The organism is Pantoea sp. ICBG 985 (assembly GCF_002928365.1).
Classification (GTDB): domain Bacteria; phylum Pseudomonadota; class Gammaproteobacteria; order Enterobacterales; family Enterobacteriaceae; genus Pantoea; species Pantoea dispersa.
In genome coordinates, this window is record NZ_POWM01000002.1 from 380,452 (window position 1) to 394,845 (window position 14,394).

Genomic DNA, 14,394 nt, shown 5'->3' on the forward strand with positions numbered 1-14,394 from the left:
CCCCATCGATCACTGTTTAATAGAGATATCCGTTGCAAAATACTTCTTCTGCAAGGTATCAAAAGTACCGTTCTTTTTGATCTCCGCGAAAGCATTGTCCAGCGCGGTTTTTAATTCGGTGTCGCCTTTGCGCAGGCCGATGGCGGTGCCGGGGCCGATAATCGGATCCTGCACAATCGGGCCAGCCAGCTCGAAATCTTTGCCCTGCGGATGCTTCAGGAAGCCGTTCGCGGCCTGTGCGGCATCGGTGAACACCACGTCAAGACGTCCGGAAATCAGGTCGCTCTCAACCTGTGCCTGATCGCCATACGGCACCACGTTCACGCCGTGCGGCTGCCATTTCGCCAGCGCGTAGCGCTCCTGCACGGTGCCCTGTTCCACGCCCACGGTTTTGCCTTTCAGCGATTCCGCGGTGGGCAGCAGGCCGGAGCCTTTACGCGCAATCAGCTGGGTGTGGGTGTCATACAGCGGCACGGTGAAGTCGATCTGCTTCAGACGCTCTTCGGTGATACCCATATCCGACAGGATGGCGTCAAACTTACGCGCCTTCAGCGCCGGGATCATGCCGTCGAACTGGCTCTCGACCCACACGCATTTGGCCTGCATCTGTGCGCACAGCGCATTGCCGAGGTCGATGTCAAACCCGACCAGCTTGCCCTGCGGCGTTTTGGATTCAAAAGGGGGATAGGTTGGATCAACGGCGAAACGCACCTGATCGATTTTTGCCTGAGCGCCGAACGCGCAGCCTGCCAGCACAGCCAGTGCCAGCGTCTGACGCAGACGGGCGGTAAAACGGGAACTTGCCATAGTTGCGGTCTTCTTTTGTCGTGATGATAAGTCATCGAGAGTACCGCTCAGCGTGGTGTATGGCAATTAGAGTATTATTTTCATCACGTTACCATTATGCAGTGCGCGGTAATCCTCTACCTGAAGCATCACCGACTTCTCCAGCAGCCCTGCGTTAAAGGCAATTTCGTCGTAGCGCTCGAACAGCAGCGGGTCGACCACCAGCTGTAAATCCGCATGAAAGCTAAACGGCGGAATCGCGCCAAACACGCAGCCGGTCAGCGCATCCACCTCAGCCGGCGAGGCCAGCGAGGCGCGACGGCCACCCACGGCGGCTGCCACTTTACTCAGGTCGGCCTGCTGGTCGGCCGGTAGCACCGCCAGCACATGCTGTTTGATGCCGTTGCCCTTGACGTGACACACCAGCGCTTTGGCACCTTGTCCCACTTCTGTGCCACGAATCGCGGCCACAGCTTCACACTTTCCGGTCGCTTCATGCTCCATGAGTCGGTAACGGGCGTTATGCTGATCGAGCAGGGCGAGCAGTTTTTCATGCGTGGTCATGAGGGTTTCCATTCTGATGAAGCGCAATTGATCGCACTCTTTTGCGAAGTATGCTGCTCAAAATCGAGCCAGAAAGCCCGTTTTGAGCAGCATGGCGCACAATTGTTACTTATGGCGTGCGCGCAGGTTGTTGATGATGGTGCTGAGGTCCAGCTCCTGATCCTGCAGCAGCACCAGCAGATGATACAGCAGGTCGGAGGCTTCGTTAGTCAGTTCATGGCGGTCATTGACGGTAGCGGCCAGCGCGGTCTCAACGCCTTCTTCTCCCACCTTCTGTGCGATGCGCTTGGTGCCGCTGGCGTACAGCTTCGCCGTATAGGAGCTGGCCGGATCGGCACTTTTACGTGAGGCCAGCAGTTGCTCCAGCTGATACAGGAACGTCCAGTCCGGTGCAGCAGGCGAAAAGCAGCTTGAGGTACCGAGATGGCAGGTGGGGCCTATCGGATTGGCCAGCACCAGCAGCGTGTCGTTATCGCAATCCGGCGTGATGCTGACCACTTTAAGGAAGTGACCCGACGTTTCGCCTTTGGTCCATAAACGGTTTTTAGTGCGGGAGAAGAAGGTGACGTTGCCGTCGGCCAGCGTCTTGTGCAGCGCGTCCTCGTTCATGTAACCGTGCATCAGCACTTCGCCGGAAACGTTGTGCTGGACGATGACGGGCATCATGCCCGCGGTTTTGGCCCAGTCCAGTCTGGCCAGTTGTTCTGCAGTTAACACGCGCGAATCTCCACACCGTTGTCGATCAGGAAGTTTTTCAACTCGCCGATATTGATAATTTGTTTGTGAAACACCGAAGCCGCCAGCGCGCCGTCGACGTTTGCCTGCTCAAAGGCTTCGAGGAAGTGCGCCATGGTTCCTGCGCCGCCGGAAGCGATCAGCGGCACCTTACACACATCGCGCACCTTCTTCAGCTGCACCAGGTCGTAGCCGTTACGCACGCCGTCCTGATTCATCATATTCAGTACGATCTCACCAGCGCCCAGCTTCTGCACTTCCTCTACCCAGTCCAGCGTTTCCCACTGGGTAACGCGGGTGCGCGCTTCGTCGCCGGTATACTGATTGACGTGATACTTGCCGCTGGCTTCATCAAACCAGGTATCGATGCCCACCACGATGCACTGCACGCCGAAGCGATCCGCCAGCCGGGTAATCAGCGTCGGATCGGCCAGCGCGGGTGAGTTGATGGAGATCTTGTCTGCGCCATACTGCAGAATGCGCGCCGCATCTTCCGGGGTTTTGATGCCCCCGGCGACGCAGAACGGAATATCGATCACTTCCGCCACGCGCGATACCCAGCTTTTATCCACCACGCGGCCGTCGGAAGAGGCGGTGATATCATAAAACACCAGTTCGTCAGCGCCTTCCTGGGCATAGCGCTGCGCCAGCGGGACGATGTCGCCGATGATTTCGTGGTTGCGGAACTGCACGCCTTTCACTACTTGCCCGTCACGCACGTCCAGACAGGGGATTATCCGTTTTGCCAGCATGCAATTGCCTCCGCTACCGTAAATTTATCTTCCAGCAGGGCGCGACCGACAATCACACCCTGTGCACCGCTGCCGCGCAGGGCAGCGATATCGTCCAGTGAACCGATGCCGCCGGAAGACTGAAACGCGATGTCCGGAAACGCCTGGGACACTTCCTGATACAGCGCCACGTTGGAACCGCTCAGCGTGCCGTCGCGCGAAATATCGGTACACAGTACATGTTTCAGGCCCACCGGCTGATACCAGCCAATCACCTCTTCCAGCGTCACGCCTGCCGCTTCCTGCCAGCCGCTGATCGCCACTTCTTTGCGATTGCTGGCGTCAATGCGCACGTCAAGTGCCAGCACAATGGCGTCGGCACCGAATTCGCTAAACCAGCTTTTCACTTCTTCTGGCTGCTTGACTGCGGTGGAGCCAACCACCACGCGCGTAGCGCCGGCTGCCAGCAGGGCGGCCACATCGTCACGATGACGGATACCGCCGCCAACCTGCACCGGCACGCTGACGCCGCGTAAAAGCGTGGTTAGCAGCGGGATCTGGCGCTTTGCCGGATCTTTCGCTCCGGTCAAATCCACCAGATGTAACACTTCTGCGCCCTGGCGTTCATAATCCTGCAGGCGCGGCAGGGGATCGTTGCCGTAATCGCGCTGCTGGCCGTAGTCACCCTGATGCAGGCGCACCACTTTGCCGTCGATCAAATCTAATGCGGGGATAATCATCACATCTCCAGGAAGTTTTTCAGCAGCTGCGCGCCGGCTTTACCCGAGCGCTCCGGGTGGAACTGCACGCCGAAGAAGTTATCTTTCTGCAGGGCGGCGGTGAACGGCAGGCCATAGTCGCACTGGGCGATGGTGGCGGCATTCACCGGCATGGCGTAGCTGTGCACAAAGTAGAAGTAGCTGCCGTCCGGAATGTTGCGGAACAGGTGATTGCCGGCCTGCGCGGTGATCTGGTTCCAGCCCATGTGTGGCAGCGGTAAACCCTGGGTATCCATCAGCGATACCGGCTCATCAACGATGCCCAGCGTGCTGACGCCGCCGTTCTCATCGCTGCCGCGTCCGAGCAGCTGCATGCCGAGACAGATGCCGAGCACCGGCTGGGTGCAGGCTTTCACCAGCTCGATCAGATCGCGCTCCTGCAGCTGGTCCATCGCCGCCCGTGCGGTACCGACGCCGGGCAGAAACAGTTTGTCGGCGCGCAGCACCACGTCCGGATCGCGGCTCACCGCGGGCGTGTAGCCAAGGCGCTCAATCGCCCACTTAACCGAAGAGAGGTTGGCGCAGCCGGTATCAAGAATCACCACGTTCATTACAGCACTCCTTTCGAGCTCGGCAGGGTGTTGCCCTCAACGCGAATCGCCTGACGCAGTGTGCGGCCAAAGGCTTTGAACAGGCTTTCCACGCGGTGATGATCGTTGCGGCCTTTGGTTTTCAGGTGCAGCGTGCTCATCATGGCGTACGACAGCGAGCGGAAGAAGTGCTCGACCATTTCGGTGCTCAGGTCGCCAACGCGCTGGTAGCTGAACTCGGCTTTGTATTCGAGGTGCGGACGGCCGGAGATATCCAGCGCGCAGCGCGCCAGGCACTCATCCATCGGCAGCACGAAGCCGAAGCGGCCGATGCCGCGCTTGTCGCCCAGCGCCTTCAGCAGCGCTTCGCCCAGCGCCAGGCCGGTGTCTTCTACCGTGTGGTGATCGTCAATATACAGGTCGCCTTTCACCTCGATGTTCATGCGGAAGCCGCCGTGCACGGCGATCTGATCCAGCATGTGATCAAAGAAGCCGACGCCGGTGTTAATTTTGCTGCCGCCTTCGCGATCCAGCCACACTTCCACTTTGATCTGCGTCTCTTTGGTGTTGCGGTTCACCAGCGCGTGACGGTCGCGTTTGGTCAGGCGCGCCTGAATCGCGTCCCAGTCTTCGCCTTCCGCACCGTAGCGCAGGCCCTGAATGCCCATGTTCTGCGCCAGCTGGATGTCGGTCAGACGGTCGCCAATCACATAGCTGTTGGCGGTATCGAGCGCGCCGTCGGCCAGCCAGGCTTCAACCATTTTGGTCTTTGGCTTGCGGCAGTCGCAGTTCTCTTCCGGCAGATGCGGGCAGATCAGGATGTCGCTGAAGTTCACGCCCTGTGAGCGCAGGATCTGCATCATCAGGTTGTGCGGGCCGTCAAAATCGGCCTGCGGGAAACGTTCAGTGCCCAGGCCGTCCTGGTTGGTGATCATCACCAGCTGATAACCCGCCTCCTGCAGCGCCAGCAGGGCCGGGATGGCGTTCTTCTCAAACGCCAGCTTCTCCATACGGTCCACCTGAAAATCCGTCGGCGGCTCAGAGATGAGGGTGCCATCGCGGTCGATAAAAAGGATCTTCTGACTCATGCTTGCTCCACAGATAAGGCTTGCAGCGCGGCGATCAGGCGCTCGCACTCTTCACGGGTGCCAATGGAGATGCGCAGACATCCCGCCAGGCCAGGGTTTTTGTTTTGGTCGCGCAGAATAATGCCCTGATCCCACAGCGTTTTAAACACTTTTGGCGAGTCGGTGAAGCGCGCCAGAATATAGTTAGTCTCGCTCGGGAAGACCTGCTGCACTACGCTCAGCTGCGGCAGCTGTTCGCACAGCCAGGCGCGGTTGTCGTTAAGCTGCTGCGCGTGCTGACGCATCAGCGCGATGCCTTGCTCGCTCAGCGCCTGCGCCGCCACGTCGGCCACCGGCGTCGCCAGCGGGTAAGGTGCAATCACCTTCAGCAACAGATCGATCACCGGCTTGTTGGCCAGCGTAAAGCCGCAGCGCAGGCCAGCCAGCGCAAAGGCTTTCGACAGCGTGCGCAGAATCACCAGGTGCGGGAACTCCTGCAGCCAGCCGGCCAGCGTTGCTTGCGGGCAGAACTCGATATAGGCTTCGTCGGCCACCACCAGCGCTTTGCCGGCGGTCATCGCCAGCAGCTGGCGGATGTCATCCTGATCAATCAGATTGCCGGTCGGGTTGTTCGGGCTGCACATGTACACCACTTTCACGCCGTCCAGCTGGTCCGCGATGGCGGGCAGATTGAGCTGCCAGTTATCCAGTGCCGGCACGGTGCGGTACTCAATGCCGATGGTTTCGGCGCTGACGCTGTACATGCCGTAGGTTGGCGGGCAGAACAGAATGGCGTCTTTGCCCGGTTCGCAGAAGGCGCGCATCAGCAGCTCAATCCCTTCATCCGCCCCGCGGCTCACCAGCACCTGCTCCGGCTGAACGCCGGCATAGGCGGCATAGCGCGAAATGACTAATTTGGGCTGGCACTCCGGATAGCGGTTCAGCGTCTGCTGCGACAGCTCAAACGGCACCGGCAGCGGAAATTCGTTCGCATTCAGCCATACGTCACCGTTGCCACCGAGGCGACGAGCAGACTGATAGGGCGTCAGCGCGCGCACGTTGGCGCGGGCTAAATCTTCAACGTTGTTGCTCATGCTTGCTCCTTCAGGGCGGCGACGCGCAGGGTCACGGCATTTTTGTGCGCGTCCAGCTGTTCCGCGGCGGCGAGGGTTTCAATGGTGGCGGCGAGGTTGAGGAAGCCCTGCGGCGTCAGCTCCTGTACCGTCATGCGTTTCTGGAAATCGGCCAGCCCAAGGCTGGAGCAGGTCGCGGTGTAGCCATAGGTCGGCAGCACGTGGTTAGTGCCGGAGGCATAATCACCGGCGGATTCCGGCGACCAGTCGCCGAGGAACACCGAACCGGCGCTGGTGATCTCCTCAACCAGCGCGCGCGGCTGGCGCGTCTGGATAATCAGGTGCTCCGGGCCGTACTGATTGGAGATTTCCACGCACTGCGCCAGATCCTGCGCCACAATCAGGCGGCTGCTCTCCAGCGCCTGACGCGCGGTGGCGGCGCGCGGCAGCTGCGCCAGCTGTTGTTCAACCGCCAGCGCCACGCCTTCGGCCAGCTGCCGTGAAGGCGTCAGCAGAATCACCTGAGAATCCGGACCGTGTTCGGCCTGCGACAGCAAATCTGAGGCGACAAACGCCGGTGTCGCGCCTTCGTCGGCAATCACCAGCACTTCAGACGGACCGGCTGGCATGTCGATCGCTGCGCCGTCGAGACGCTGGCTGACCTGGCGTTTTGCTTCGGTCACGTACGCGTTGCCCGGGCCAAAAATCTTGTCTACTTTCGGTACGCTTTCTGTGCCGAAGGCGAGGGCGGCAATCGCCTGCGCGCCGCCGACCTGAAACACTTCCTGCACGCCGCACAGCTGCGCCGCGTACAGAATTTCATCGGCAATCGGCGGCGGCGAGCACAGTACCACACGGCCGCAGCCGGCAATGCGCGCCGGCGTTGCCAGCATCAGCACGGTAGAGAACAGCGGCGCCGAGCCGCCAGGAATATACAGGCCGACCGACTTCACCGGACGAGTAATCTGCTGGCAGCGCACGCCCGGCTGAGTTTCCACGTCCACCGGCGGCAGAATCTGCGCGTTGTGGAAGGTTTCGATATTCGCCATGGCGTCTGCCATCGCCTGCTTTAAGCTGTCGCTCAGCCGCTCGCCGGCCGCCTGCATCTCAGCGGCAGACACGCGCAGATTCTCCACCTGGGCTTTGTCGAAGCGCGCGCTGAACGCCCGCAATGCCGCGTCGCCCTGCTGTTTCACCTGCACCAGCACGTCCTGCACGGTGGCGCTGATGCTGGCCGATGCCGAGATTGCCGGACGCTGCAGCAGCGCCTGCTGCTGTTCGGCACTGCACGCCTGCCAGTCGATAGGTTGCATGATTGCGCTCATCGGTTACTCCAGCATTTTTTCAATTGGCAACACGAGGATCGAACTGGCACCCAGCGCCTTCAGTTTTTCCATGGTTTCCCAGAACAGCGTTTCGCTGCTCACCATGTGCATCGCCACGCGGCTCACTTCACCGGCCAGCGGCAGCACGGTAGGGCGCTCGGCACCCGGCAGCAGGGCGATAACCTCTTCCAGCCGCTCGCTTGGCGCGTGCAGCATGATGTATTTGGATTCACGCGCTTTAATCACACCCTGAATACGCGTCATCAGCGTATCCACCAGCTGCTGTTTCGCCGCCGGCAGTTCGCCGTCGCGCTGAATCAGCACCGCTTTGGAGCGGTAGATCACTTCAACTTCACGCAGGCCGTTAGCTTCCAGCGTGGCGCCGGTAGACACCAGGTCGCAAATGGCATCGGCCAGACCGGCGCGCGGTGCCACTTCAACAGAGCCGTTCAGCAGGCAGGATTTAAACGCGATGCCTTGTTTATCAAGGTATTTCTTCAGCAGGTGCGGGTAAGAGGTGGCGATACGGGCATTATTCAGGCATTGCGGACCGGTGTACTCGGCATCCACCGGCATTGCCAGTGACAGGCGGCAACCGCCGAAATCGAGGCGGCGCAGCGTAAAGTAGCGCGGGTCTTCGCCCTGTGCGCGGCGCGTCAGCAGCTCCTCTTCCAGCACGTTTTCGCCAACGATACCGAGGTCGACCACGCCATCCATCACCAGGCCAGGGATATCGTCATCGCGTACGCGCAGGATGTCGATCGGCATGTTCTCCGCAAACGCAATCAGACGCTGCTGCTGAAGGTTAATTTTAATACCGCAGCGTGCCAGCAATTCGCGTGATTCATCACTCAAACGGCCAGATTTCTGCATAGCTATGCGTAAACGGGTGTTATCTAACATGGTTCCTGTCCTCTTATTCAATCCTGTCTGAAGCGTATCGGGTTGCGTTCGCCCATAAAAAAACCCCCGGAAGATGATCTTCCGGGGGCTCTCTTTGCGCTCGCACCACTGGAAGATCCTAAACGTCTTCCAGCACACATCGCCTGAAAGACTAGTCAGGGTGATGGTGATGATGGTGGTTGAACTGAACGCGTGTCATAAAAAATTCCGTTGCTGAATGAGTATTCATTTGCGTGCTGATTAACCTAACGAAGATGGCGGCGCTTGGCAACCCTTTTTTAACGTCAGTTTTCGCAACCTTCGGCAACAGTTTGCGCTGGTCTGGCTGGCGCGCTGGCACTAAGATGGGGTGTCTTAGCGCGGGAGAGCAGGAGTCGATATGAAAAAGGTGGCGATTGTAGGTCTGGGATGGCTGGGAATGCCGCTGGCGATGGCGCTGTCAGCGCGCGGCTGGCAGGTGACCGGCAGCAAAACCTCACCGGACGGCGTCGATGCGGCGCGCCGCTGTGGTATTGATGCGTTTCAGCTGGTGCTGTCACCGGAGCTGGAGTGTGAAGCCGACGATTTGGCCGCGCTGATGGCGGTGGATGCGCTGGTGGTGACGCTGCCTGCCAGCCGCACCGTGCAGGGCGGCGAAGATTACATGCAGGCGGTGCAGAACGTGGTCGATACCGCGCTGGCGAATAGAGTGCCGCGCATCATCTTTACCAGCTCTACCTCGGTATACGGCAGCGGCGACGTCGTGAGAAAAGAGAGCAGTGCGCTGCAGCCGGAGACGGTGGCGGGCAAAACGCTGGTAGAGCTGGAGAACTGGCTGCATGACCTGCCGGGCACCAGCGTGGATATTGTGCGTCTCGCCGGACTGGTCGGCCCGAACCGCCATCCGGGCCGTTTCCTCGCCGGCAAAACCAACCTGGAAAACGGCGCGCACGCGGTGAACCTGGTGCATCTTGATGATGTGGTCGACGCGATTGTGCTGCTGCTGCAAACGCCGAAGGGCGGGCACGTTTACAACCTGTGCGCCCCGAAACACCCGTCACGCGACAGCTTTTACCCGAGGGTGTCGAAGCAGTTAGGCCTGGTGCCACCGACGTTTGTTGCCGAGCCGGTGCGCGCCAGCGGCAAGGTGATTGACGGTTCGAAGATTTGTCACGAGCTGGGGTTTGAGTACAGCTACGATGACCCGATGAAGATGCCGCTGGAGTAGGGGCGGTGCGGGGTTGCCCTCACCCTAACCCTCTCCCGCCCGCGGGAGAGGGAACCGCCCGAGCGCGCATTCCTGGTACTGCTCCCGGCTTAAATAAAGGCACCGTCCTTCTCCCTCTCCCTGCAGATGAACGCACCATCCTTCTCCCTCTCCCCGTGGGAGAGGGCCGGGGTGAGGGCAGCAAACCGCACCCACCTAAACCCCCAGCCGATCCCTTAACGCATACCAGGCCGCGCCCATCGCCGTCAGTGGCACCTTAAAGCGTCTTCCGCCGGGAAACGGCAGGTGCGGCAGCTTCGCAAACGCATCAAACCGCTCTGCATGGCCGCGCAGCACTTCGGCAATCAGCTTGCCGGAGAGGTGCGTACAGGTCACGCCATGTCCGCTATCGCCCTGCATAAAGAACACATTCTTCTCCAACTGACCAAACTGCGGCATGCGCGACAGCGTGAGCAGGAAGTTACCGCTCCAGCGATGGCTGATCTTCACGTCGCGCAACTGCGGAAAGGTGCGCAGCAGCTTGGGCCGGATCAACGCCTCGATGTCTTCCGGTTCGCGCGCCCCATACACCACGCCGCCGCCGTACAGCAGGCGGTTGTCGGCAGTCAGGCGGAAGTAATCCAGCAGATAGTTACAATCTTCCACACAGTGGTTATTTGGCATCAGCCCCAGCGCCTGATCGCGGCTCAGCGGCTCGGTGGTGACGATTTGTGAGCCGCACGGCATGCTTTTTCGCCCCAGCCGTGGTTCCAGTTGCGACGGCAGATAGGCGTTGCCGGCAAAAATCACAAAGGTGGCGCTGACTTCACCCTGCGCGGTTTTGACCCGATTGGGTGCGCCGTAGGTCACTGCCAGCGCCGCCGACTGCTCATATATACGGCCGCCGTGCCGGCGAATCGCTTCGGCTTCACCTAACGCCAGATTGAGCGGATGCAGATGGCCGCCGCGCCGGTCCAGCAGGCCGCCGACGTAACGGTCGGTGGCCACTTCACGGCGGATACCGCGCTCGTCCAGCAGCTCCAGATCTCTGTTGCCGTAACGCGCCCAGCTGGCCTGCTGGCTGCGCAGATGCCCCATCTGGCGTTGATTGAGCGCTGCGAAAATGCCGCCGGGACGATAGTCGCAGGCGATGGCGTAACGATCGATACGGTCGCGGATAATCTCCGCCCCTTCAAACATCATACTGCCCAGCATCTGCGCAGTCTGTTTGCCGTAGCGCTGCTCAATCACATCGACATCGCGGCTGTAGGAATTCACCACCTGGCCGCCGTTGCGGCCGCTGGCGCCAAAGCCGACGCGGGCCGCTTCCAGCACCACCACATCGTAACCGGCTTCGGTGAGAAACAGCGCGGAAGAGAGCCCGGTAAACCCGCCGCCGATGATGCAGACGTCACACTGAATGCTCTCCTGCAGCTGCGGCCACGGCGCGTGCGCATTGGCGGTCGCGGCGTAATAACTTTGCACGTGGTGCATCATAACCTCCTGTAGCGCGTGAACTCAGAAATTGGCGGGCGTATGCGCGCTGACAATGCGACACGGCTGATCTGACGTATTGGTAAAACTGTGCGGCAAACCGGTATCAATCACGTAGCTTTCGCCGCGGTTAAGGTGATAACTCTGACCGTTAACCACCAGGGTGATTTCCCCCTCCAGCACCGTGCCGGTCTCTTCCCCCGGATGGCGCAGCTTTTCACCGGTGCTGGCCCCCGGCTCGTAGCGCTCCAGCAGCATCGCCAGCGCGCGCTTCGCCGCACCGTTATCAATCAGCTGTAAAGAAACACCGAGGCTGCCGATCTCAACGCAATCATCCGGGCGCACGATGATGCGCGGCGTGGCATTCACTTTCGGCTCCGAGAAAAACTCCGACAGCGACAGCCCATACACTTTGAGTAGCTTTTGTAACGTGCTGACTGCCGGGCTGACTTTATCCTGCTCAATGGTACTGATGGCGCTGTGTGTTAAACCTGACAACTCAGCGACGCGACGCTGAGACAATCCCAACTCCTGCCGGATTTGCGATAAGCGTCGTCCGGGCGCCAGAGTGGCATCATTCATGGCTGCTTTTCCTTGTGATAACGTGCTGCGGCGTGGATAAAGGCCTCGAATAAACGGCGCGAGACCGGATCGCGATCGGATTGCCACTCCGGATGCCATTGCACCGCCAGCGCAAACGGATGCTGGCGCAGGCTGACGGCTTCGATCAGGCCATCCGGCGCGCGCGCTTCAATGCGTAACTGCGGACCAGGCTCGCGGATGCCCTGGCCGTGCAGCGAATTGACCGCGAACGCAGCAGCGCTGCCCAGCAGCTGGCTCAGCAGCCCATCGGGTTCGGGCTGCACCAGATGCGCCGGCGCGTACTGCTGCTCCAGCGGCTGGCTGTCATCTTCGCGGTGCTCCTGAAACAGATGCGTCTGATGCAGCTGGCGATGCAGCGCGCCGCCGTTGGCGACCACCAGCTCCTGCAAACCGCGGCAGATGCCCAGCATCGGCATCTTTTTCCCGCTGGCGTGGGTGATAAGTGCAAAGGATAAGCGGTCACGCGACGGATCGGCATGCGCCTCATGGCCCTCTCCACCGTAATGCCAGGGTTCAATATTGCTTGGGCTGCCGGTGAGCAAAATGCCGTCCAGCAGCGTCATACTGTTTTCTAATAGCTGCGGCGCGTGCATTAGCTGATGCGGCAAAGGCAGCGGCACGCCACCAGCCAGCACCACGGCGTCGAGGTATTTGTTATGCACGGTCTGCCCAACGTGGTTGCCGATGGGGTTCTGGCACATCACTACGCCAATCAAAGGCTTGTCAAAAATAATGCCCATTACGTCTCCACGCTGCTGTTCAATATTTTCGCCGGTTTTGCGCGCTAAGTAGAAAAAGTGTGCAATATATTGTCAATCTAGCAACCGTCTGGTTGTTCTTCAAACAGAATTGTTACATTTGCACACCATTTGCGTTAGAGCTATGTTAGAGGTGTGGCTGTTATTTTGAGCATGTGCAAACCATCTTAAACGGTATAGGGCGGGTGGGAAGATGACGAACCTCGTGGAAGTAGAAGACTTCACGCGACACAGTGAAGAAAAACGAACCAGCGCGTTCCAGCTGGAGGTGAAAACCTGGCTGGAACGCCATCCGGAAACGCAGTATGTCGATATTCTGTTAAACGATCTCAACGGGGTATTTCGCGGTAAACGCATTCCCGTCTCCGCGTTAGCTAAGCTGGAAAAAGGGTGTTACTTTCCGGCCTCGGTTTTCGCCATGGACATTCTCGGCAACACCGTCGAGGAAGCCGGCCTCGGACAGGCGCTCGGCGAACCTGATAACCTCTGCATACCGGTCCCCGGGACCTTAATTCCTTCCGCCTCTGACCCGCAACGCATCGCCCAGCTGCTGCTGACCATGTGCGACCAAGATGGCACTCCCTTTGACGTTGAACCCCGAAACGTGCTGAACCGGCTGTGGCAACAGCTGCGCAATCGCGGCCTGTTTCCGGTGGTAGCGGTAGAGCTGGAGTTCTATCTGGTGGACAAAAAGCGCGATGCCGAAGGCTATATTCAGCCGCCGTGTGCGCCGGGTAGCGAAGAGCGCAACATGCAGAGTCAGGTGTATTCGCTGGATAATCTCGACCATTTCGCCGACGTACTGCGCGATATCGACGCGCTGGCGAAACTGCAGAATATCCCCGCCGACGGCGCGCTGGCGGAAGCCTCGCCGGGTCAGTTCGAAATCAACCTGCACCATACGCGCGATATCCTTAAAGCCTGCGACGACGCCATTCTGCTGAAGCGGCTGGTGCGTCAGGTGGCAGAAAACCACGGCATGACCGCCACGTTTATGGCCAAGCCGTATGAGGAGTATGCGGGCAGCGGCATGCACGTACACATCAGTATGCTGGATGCCGCCGACCACAACGCCTTTGCGCTGGATGATGGCAGCGATTCGCCGCTGCTGAAGCGGGCGCTGGCTGGCATGATCGATCTGATGCCGGCATCAATGGCGCTGCTGGCGCCTAACGTCAACGCGTTTCGCCGCTTCCTGCCGGAGGCGTTTGTGCCGCTGCAGGCGTCATGGGGACACAATAACCGCACGGTGGCGCTGCGCATTCCCTGCGGCGATGTAGAAAACCATCGCGTCGAGTACCGTGTGGCGGGTGCCGATGCCAATCCGTATCTGGTGGTGTCAGCAATTATTGCCGGTATCTTGCACGGTCTGGATAATCAGCTACCCTTACCGCATCCGGTGAAGGGCAATGGCCACGAGGCGGAAGGGCTGGAACTGCCGATTCGCCAGAGCGATGCGCTGTACGAGTTTGAAAACAGCTATCCGCTGCAAAAGCTGCTCGGCGAGCGTTTCAGCGGCGTGTGGCACAGCTGCAAACAGTATGAACTGCGCGAGTTTGAACGGCTGATCACCGCCACGGAAATTGACTGGATGTTAAAGAACGCCTGACCGACAGAAGAATTGATCCAACATCTTGTGTCGATGGCCTGAGTTGGGGCAAAATACGCGCCCTGCAAAAGACAAAACATAACCGACGCTTATTACGTCGGTTATTTTTTTGCATGGTGCTTTCACTACATGAACGAGGCCGGACACGCATCCGGATAGATAGACACTGAAACACGCTTGTGCGTGAGATTTGAGGAACAAAGATGGGACTGTTTACAATTGCACCAGCGCAGGCTGGTTCTCGCTTCCGT

Annotated in this window: 16 protein-coding genes and 1 other annotated feature; of the genes, 2 read left to right on the forward strand and 14 right to left on the reverse strand. The window is 59.6% G+C overall.

Going from position 1 to position 14,394, the window contains the following annotated elements:
* Positions 1-9: 9 nt before the first annotated feature.
* The 11 genes from C1Y42_RS07745 to hisL all read right to left on the reverse strand — a co-directional run bounded on the left by C1Y42_RS07745 (position 10) and on the right by hisL (position 8,692).
* The gene (locus C1Y42_RS07745) at positions 10-807 is read right to left on the reverse strand and encodes an ABC transporter substrate-binding protein (RefSeq protein WP_021509348.1); all 798 of its coding nucleotides are present in this window, start codon (positions 805-807) and stop codon (positions 10-12) included.
* 66 nt (positions 808-873) lie between these two features.
* On the reverse strand, positions 874-1,350 hold the full coding sequence (locus C1Y42_RS07750; protein ID WP_104093137.1) for a YbaK/prolyl-tRNA synthetase associated domain-containing protein: 477 nt from the start codon (positions 1,348-1,350) through the stop codon (positions 874-876).
* A 105-nt stretch (positions 1,351-1,455) separates the two neighbouring features.
* Positions 1,456-2,067 carry a bifunctional phosphoribosyl-AMP cyclohydrolase/phosphoribosyl-ATP diphosphatase HisIE gene (gene hisIE / locus C1Y42_RS07755; RefSeq protein WP_021509350.1) on the reverse strand — a complete coding sequence of 204 codons (612 nt, stop codon included), beginning with the start codon at positions 2,065-2,067 and terminating at the stop codon, positions 1,456-1,458.
* Positions 2,061-2,837 (reverse strand): imidazole glycerol phosphate synthase subunit HisF, encoded by a 777-nt coding sequence (gene hisF / locus C1Y42_RS07760; protein ID WP_104093138.1) that lies wholly within the window; start codon positions 2,835-2,837, stop codon positions 2,061-2,063. Before hisF ends, hisIE begins: the two co-directional genes overlap by 7 nt.
* A complete protein-coding gene (gene hisA, locus C1Y42_RS07765; RefSeq protein WP_059011594.1) occupies positions 2,819-3,556 on the reverse strand; it encodes a 1-(5-phosphoribosyl)-5-[(5-phosphoribosylamino)methylideneamino]imidazole-4-carboxamide isomerase in 738 nt (245 codons plus the stop codon). Before hisA ends, hisF begins: the two co-directional genes overlap by 19 nt.
* Positions 3,556-4,146: an imidazole glycerol phosphate synthase subunit HisH gene (hisH, locus tag C1Y42_RS07770; protein ID WP_021509353.1), complete on the reverse strand. Its 591-nt coding sequence runs from the start codon at positions 4,144-4,146 to the stop codon at positions 3,556-3,558. Before hisH ends, hisA begins: the two co-directional genes overlap by 1 nt.
* Positions 4,146-5,213 carry a bifunctional histidinol-phosphatase/imidazoleglycerol-phosphate dehydratase HisB gene (gene hisB, locus C1Y42_RS07775; RefSeq protein ID WP_021509354.1) on the reverse strand — a complete coding sequence of 356 codons (1,068 nt, stop codon included), beginning with the start codon at positions 5,211-5,213 and terminating at the stop codon, positions 4,146-4,148. Before hisB ends, hisH begins: the two co-directional genes overlap by 1 nt.
* Complete coding sequence (gene hisC / locus C1Y42_RS07780; RefSeq protein WP_058757314.1) at positions 5,210-6,286, reverse strand: histidinol-phosphate transaminase; 1,077 nt, start codon at positions 6,284-6,286, stop codon at positions 5,210-5,212. The genes hisB and hisC overlap by 4 nt, the downstream gene beginning before the upstream one ends.
* Positions 6,283-7,590, reverse strand: a complete 1,308-nt coding sequence (gene hisD / locus C1Y42_RS07785) for a histidinol dehydrogenase (protein ID WP_058782006.1) — start codon at positions 7,588-7,590, stop codon at positions 6,283-6,285. The genes hisC and hisD overlap by 4 nt, the downstream gene beginning before the upstream one ends.
* A gap of 3 nt (positions 7,591-7,593) precedes the next feature.
* Entirely contained in the window at positions 7,594-8,493 is a 900-nt protein-coding gene (gene hisG / locus C1Y42_RS07790; RefSeq protein ID WP_031280070.1) for an ATP phosphoribosyltransferase, read from the reverse strand.
* Positions 8,494-8,547: 54 nt separating this feature from the next.
* Positions 8,548-8,669: a sequence feature (His leader region), on the reverse strand.
* Positions 8,645-8,692, reverse strand: coding sequence for a his operon leader peptide (hisL, locus tag C1Y42_RS23400; protein ID WP_100396937.1), 48 nt, complete (start codon positions 8,690-8,692; stop codon positions 8,645-8,647). Its footprint overlaps the feature before it by 25 nt.
* 180 nt (positions 8,693-8,872) lie before the next feature.
* Between hisL and C1Y42_RS07800 the strand changes: the two genes are divergently transcribed.
* Complete coding sequence (locus tag C1Y42_RS07800; RefSeq protein ID WP_058782005.1) at positions 8,873-9,700, forward strand: SDR family oxidoreductase; 828 nt, start codon at positions 8,873-8,875, stop codon at positions 9,698-9,700.
* A gap of 195 nt (positions 9,701-9,895) precedes the next feature.
* Here C1Y42_RS07800 and C1Y42_RS07805 read toward each other — a convergent pair whose 3' ends face one another.
* The 3 genes from C1Y42_RS07805 to puuD are packed head-to-tail and all read right to left on the reverse strand — an operon-like array spanning position 9,896 to position 12,516.
* Complete coding sequence (locus C1Y42_RS07805) at positions 9,896-11,176, reverse strand: FAD-binding oxidoreductase (RefSeq protein WP_058782004.1); 1,281 nt, start codon at positions 11,174-11,176, stop codon at positions 9,896-9,898.
* Positions 11,177-11,197: 21 nt separating this feature from the next.
* A complete protein-coding gene (puuR, locus tag C1Y42_RS07810; protein WP_031280073.1) occupies positions 11,198-11,755 on the reverse strand; it encodes an HTH-type transcriptional regulator PuuR in 558 nt (185 codons plus the stop codon).
* Entirely contained in the window at positions 11,752-12,516 is a 765-nt protein-coding gene (puuD, locus tag C1Y42_RS07815; RefSeq protein WP_104093140.1) for a gamma-glutamyl-gamma-aminobutyrate hydrolase, read from the reverse strand. The genes puuR and puuD overlap by 4 nt, the downstream gene beginning before the upstream one ends.
* A gap of 211 nt (positions 12,517-12,727) precedes the next feature.
* Here puuD and C1Y42_RS07820 point away from each other — a divergent pair, with 211 nt between their 5' ends.
* Positions 12,728-14,143 (forward strand): glutamine synthetase family protein, encoded by a 1,416-nt coding sequence (locus tag C1Y42_RS07820; protein ID WP_021509364.1) that lies wholly within the window; start codon positions 12,728-12,730, stop codon positions 14,141-14,143.
* Positions 14,144-14,394: the final 251 nt, after the last annotated feature.

Excerpts from the sequence above, each read along its gene's own strand:
- C1Y42_RS07820 (WP_021509364.1), top strand. The coding sequence starts at position 12,728 with ATGACGAACCTCGTGGAAGTAGAAGACTTCACGCGACACAGTGAAGAA.
- hisD (WP_058782006.1), bottom strand. The coding sequence starts at position 7,590 with ATGAGCGCAATCATGCAACCTATCGACTGGCAGGCGTGCAGTGCCGAA.
- hisB (WP_021509354.1), bottom strand. The coding sequence starts at position 5,213 with ATGAGTCAGAAGATCCTTTTTATCGACCGCGATGGCACCCTCATCTCT.
- C1Y42_RS07805 (WP_058782004.1), bottom strand. The coding sequence starts at position 11,176 with ATGATGCACCACGTGCAAAGTTATTACGCCGCGACCGCCAATGCGCAC.
- hisC (WP_058757314.1), bottom strand. The coding sequence starts at position 6,286 with ATGAGCAACAACGTTGAAGATTTAGCCCGCGCCAACGTGCGCGCGCTG.
- hisA (WP_059011594.1), bottom strand. The coding sequence starts at position 3,556 with ATGATTATCCCCGCATTAGATTTGATCGACGGCAAAGTGGTGCGCCTG.
- puuD (WP_104093140.1), bottom strand. The coding sequence starts at position 12,516 with ATGGGCATTATTTTTGACAAGCCTTTGATTGGCGTAGTGATGTGCCAG.
- puuR (WP_031280073.1), bottom strand. The coding sequence starts at position 11,755 with ATGAATGATGCCACTCTGGCGCCCGGACGACGCTTATCGCAAATCCGG.
- C1Y42_RS07745 (WP_021509348.1), bottom strand. The coding sequence starts at position 807 with ATGGCAAGTTCCCGTTTTACCGCCCGTCTGCGTCAGACGCTGGCACTG.
- hisH (WP_021509353.1), bottom strand. The coding sequence starts at position 4,146 with ATGAACGTGGTGATTCTTGATACCGGCTGCGCCAACCTCTCTTCGGTT.
- C1Y42_RS07800 (WP_058782005.1), top strand. The coding sequence starts at position 8,873 with ATGAAAAAGGTGGCGATTGTAGGTCTGGGATGGCTGGGAATGCCGCTG.
- hisF (WP_104093138.1), bottom strand. The coding sequence starts at position 2,837 with ATGCTGGCAAAACGGATAATCCCCTGTCTGGACGTGCGTGACGGGCAA.
- C1Y42_RS07750 (WP_104093137.1), bottom strand. The coding sequence starts at position 1,350 with ATGACCACGCATGAAAAACTGCTCGCCCTGCTCGATCAGCATAACGCC.
- hisG (WP_031280070.1), bottom strand. The coding sequence starts at position 8,493 with ATGTTAGATAACACCCGTTTACGCATAGCTATGCAGAAATCTGGCCGT.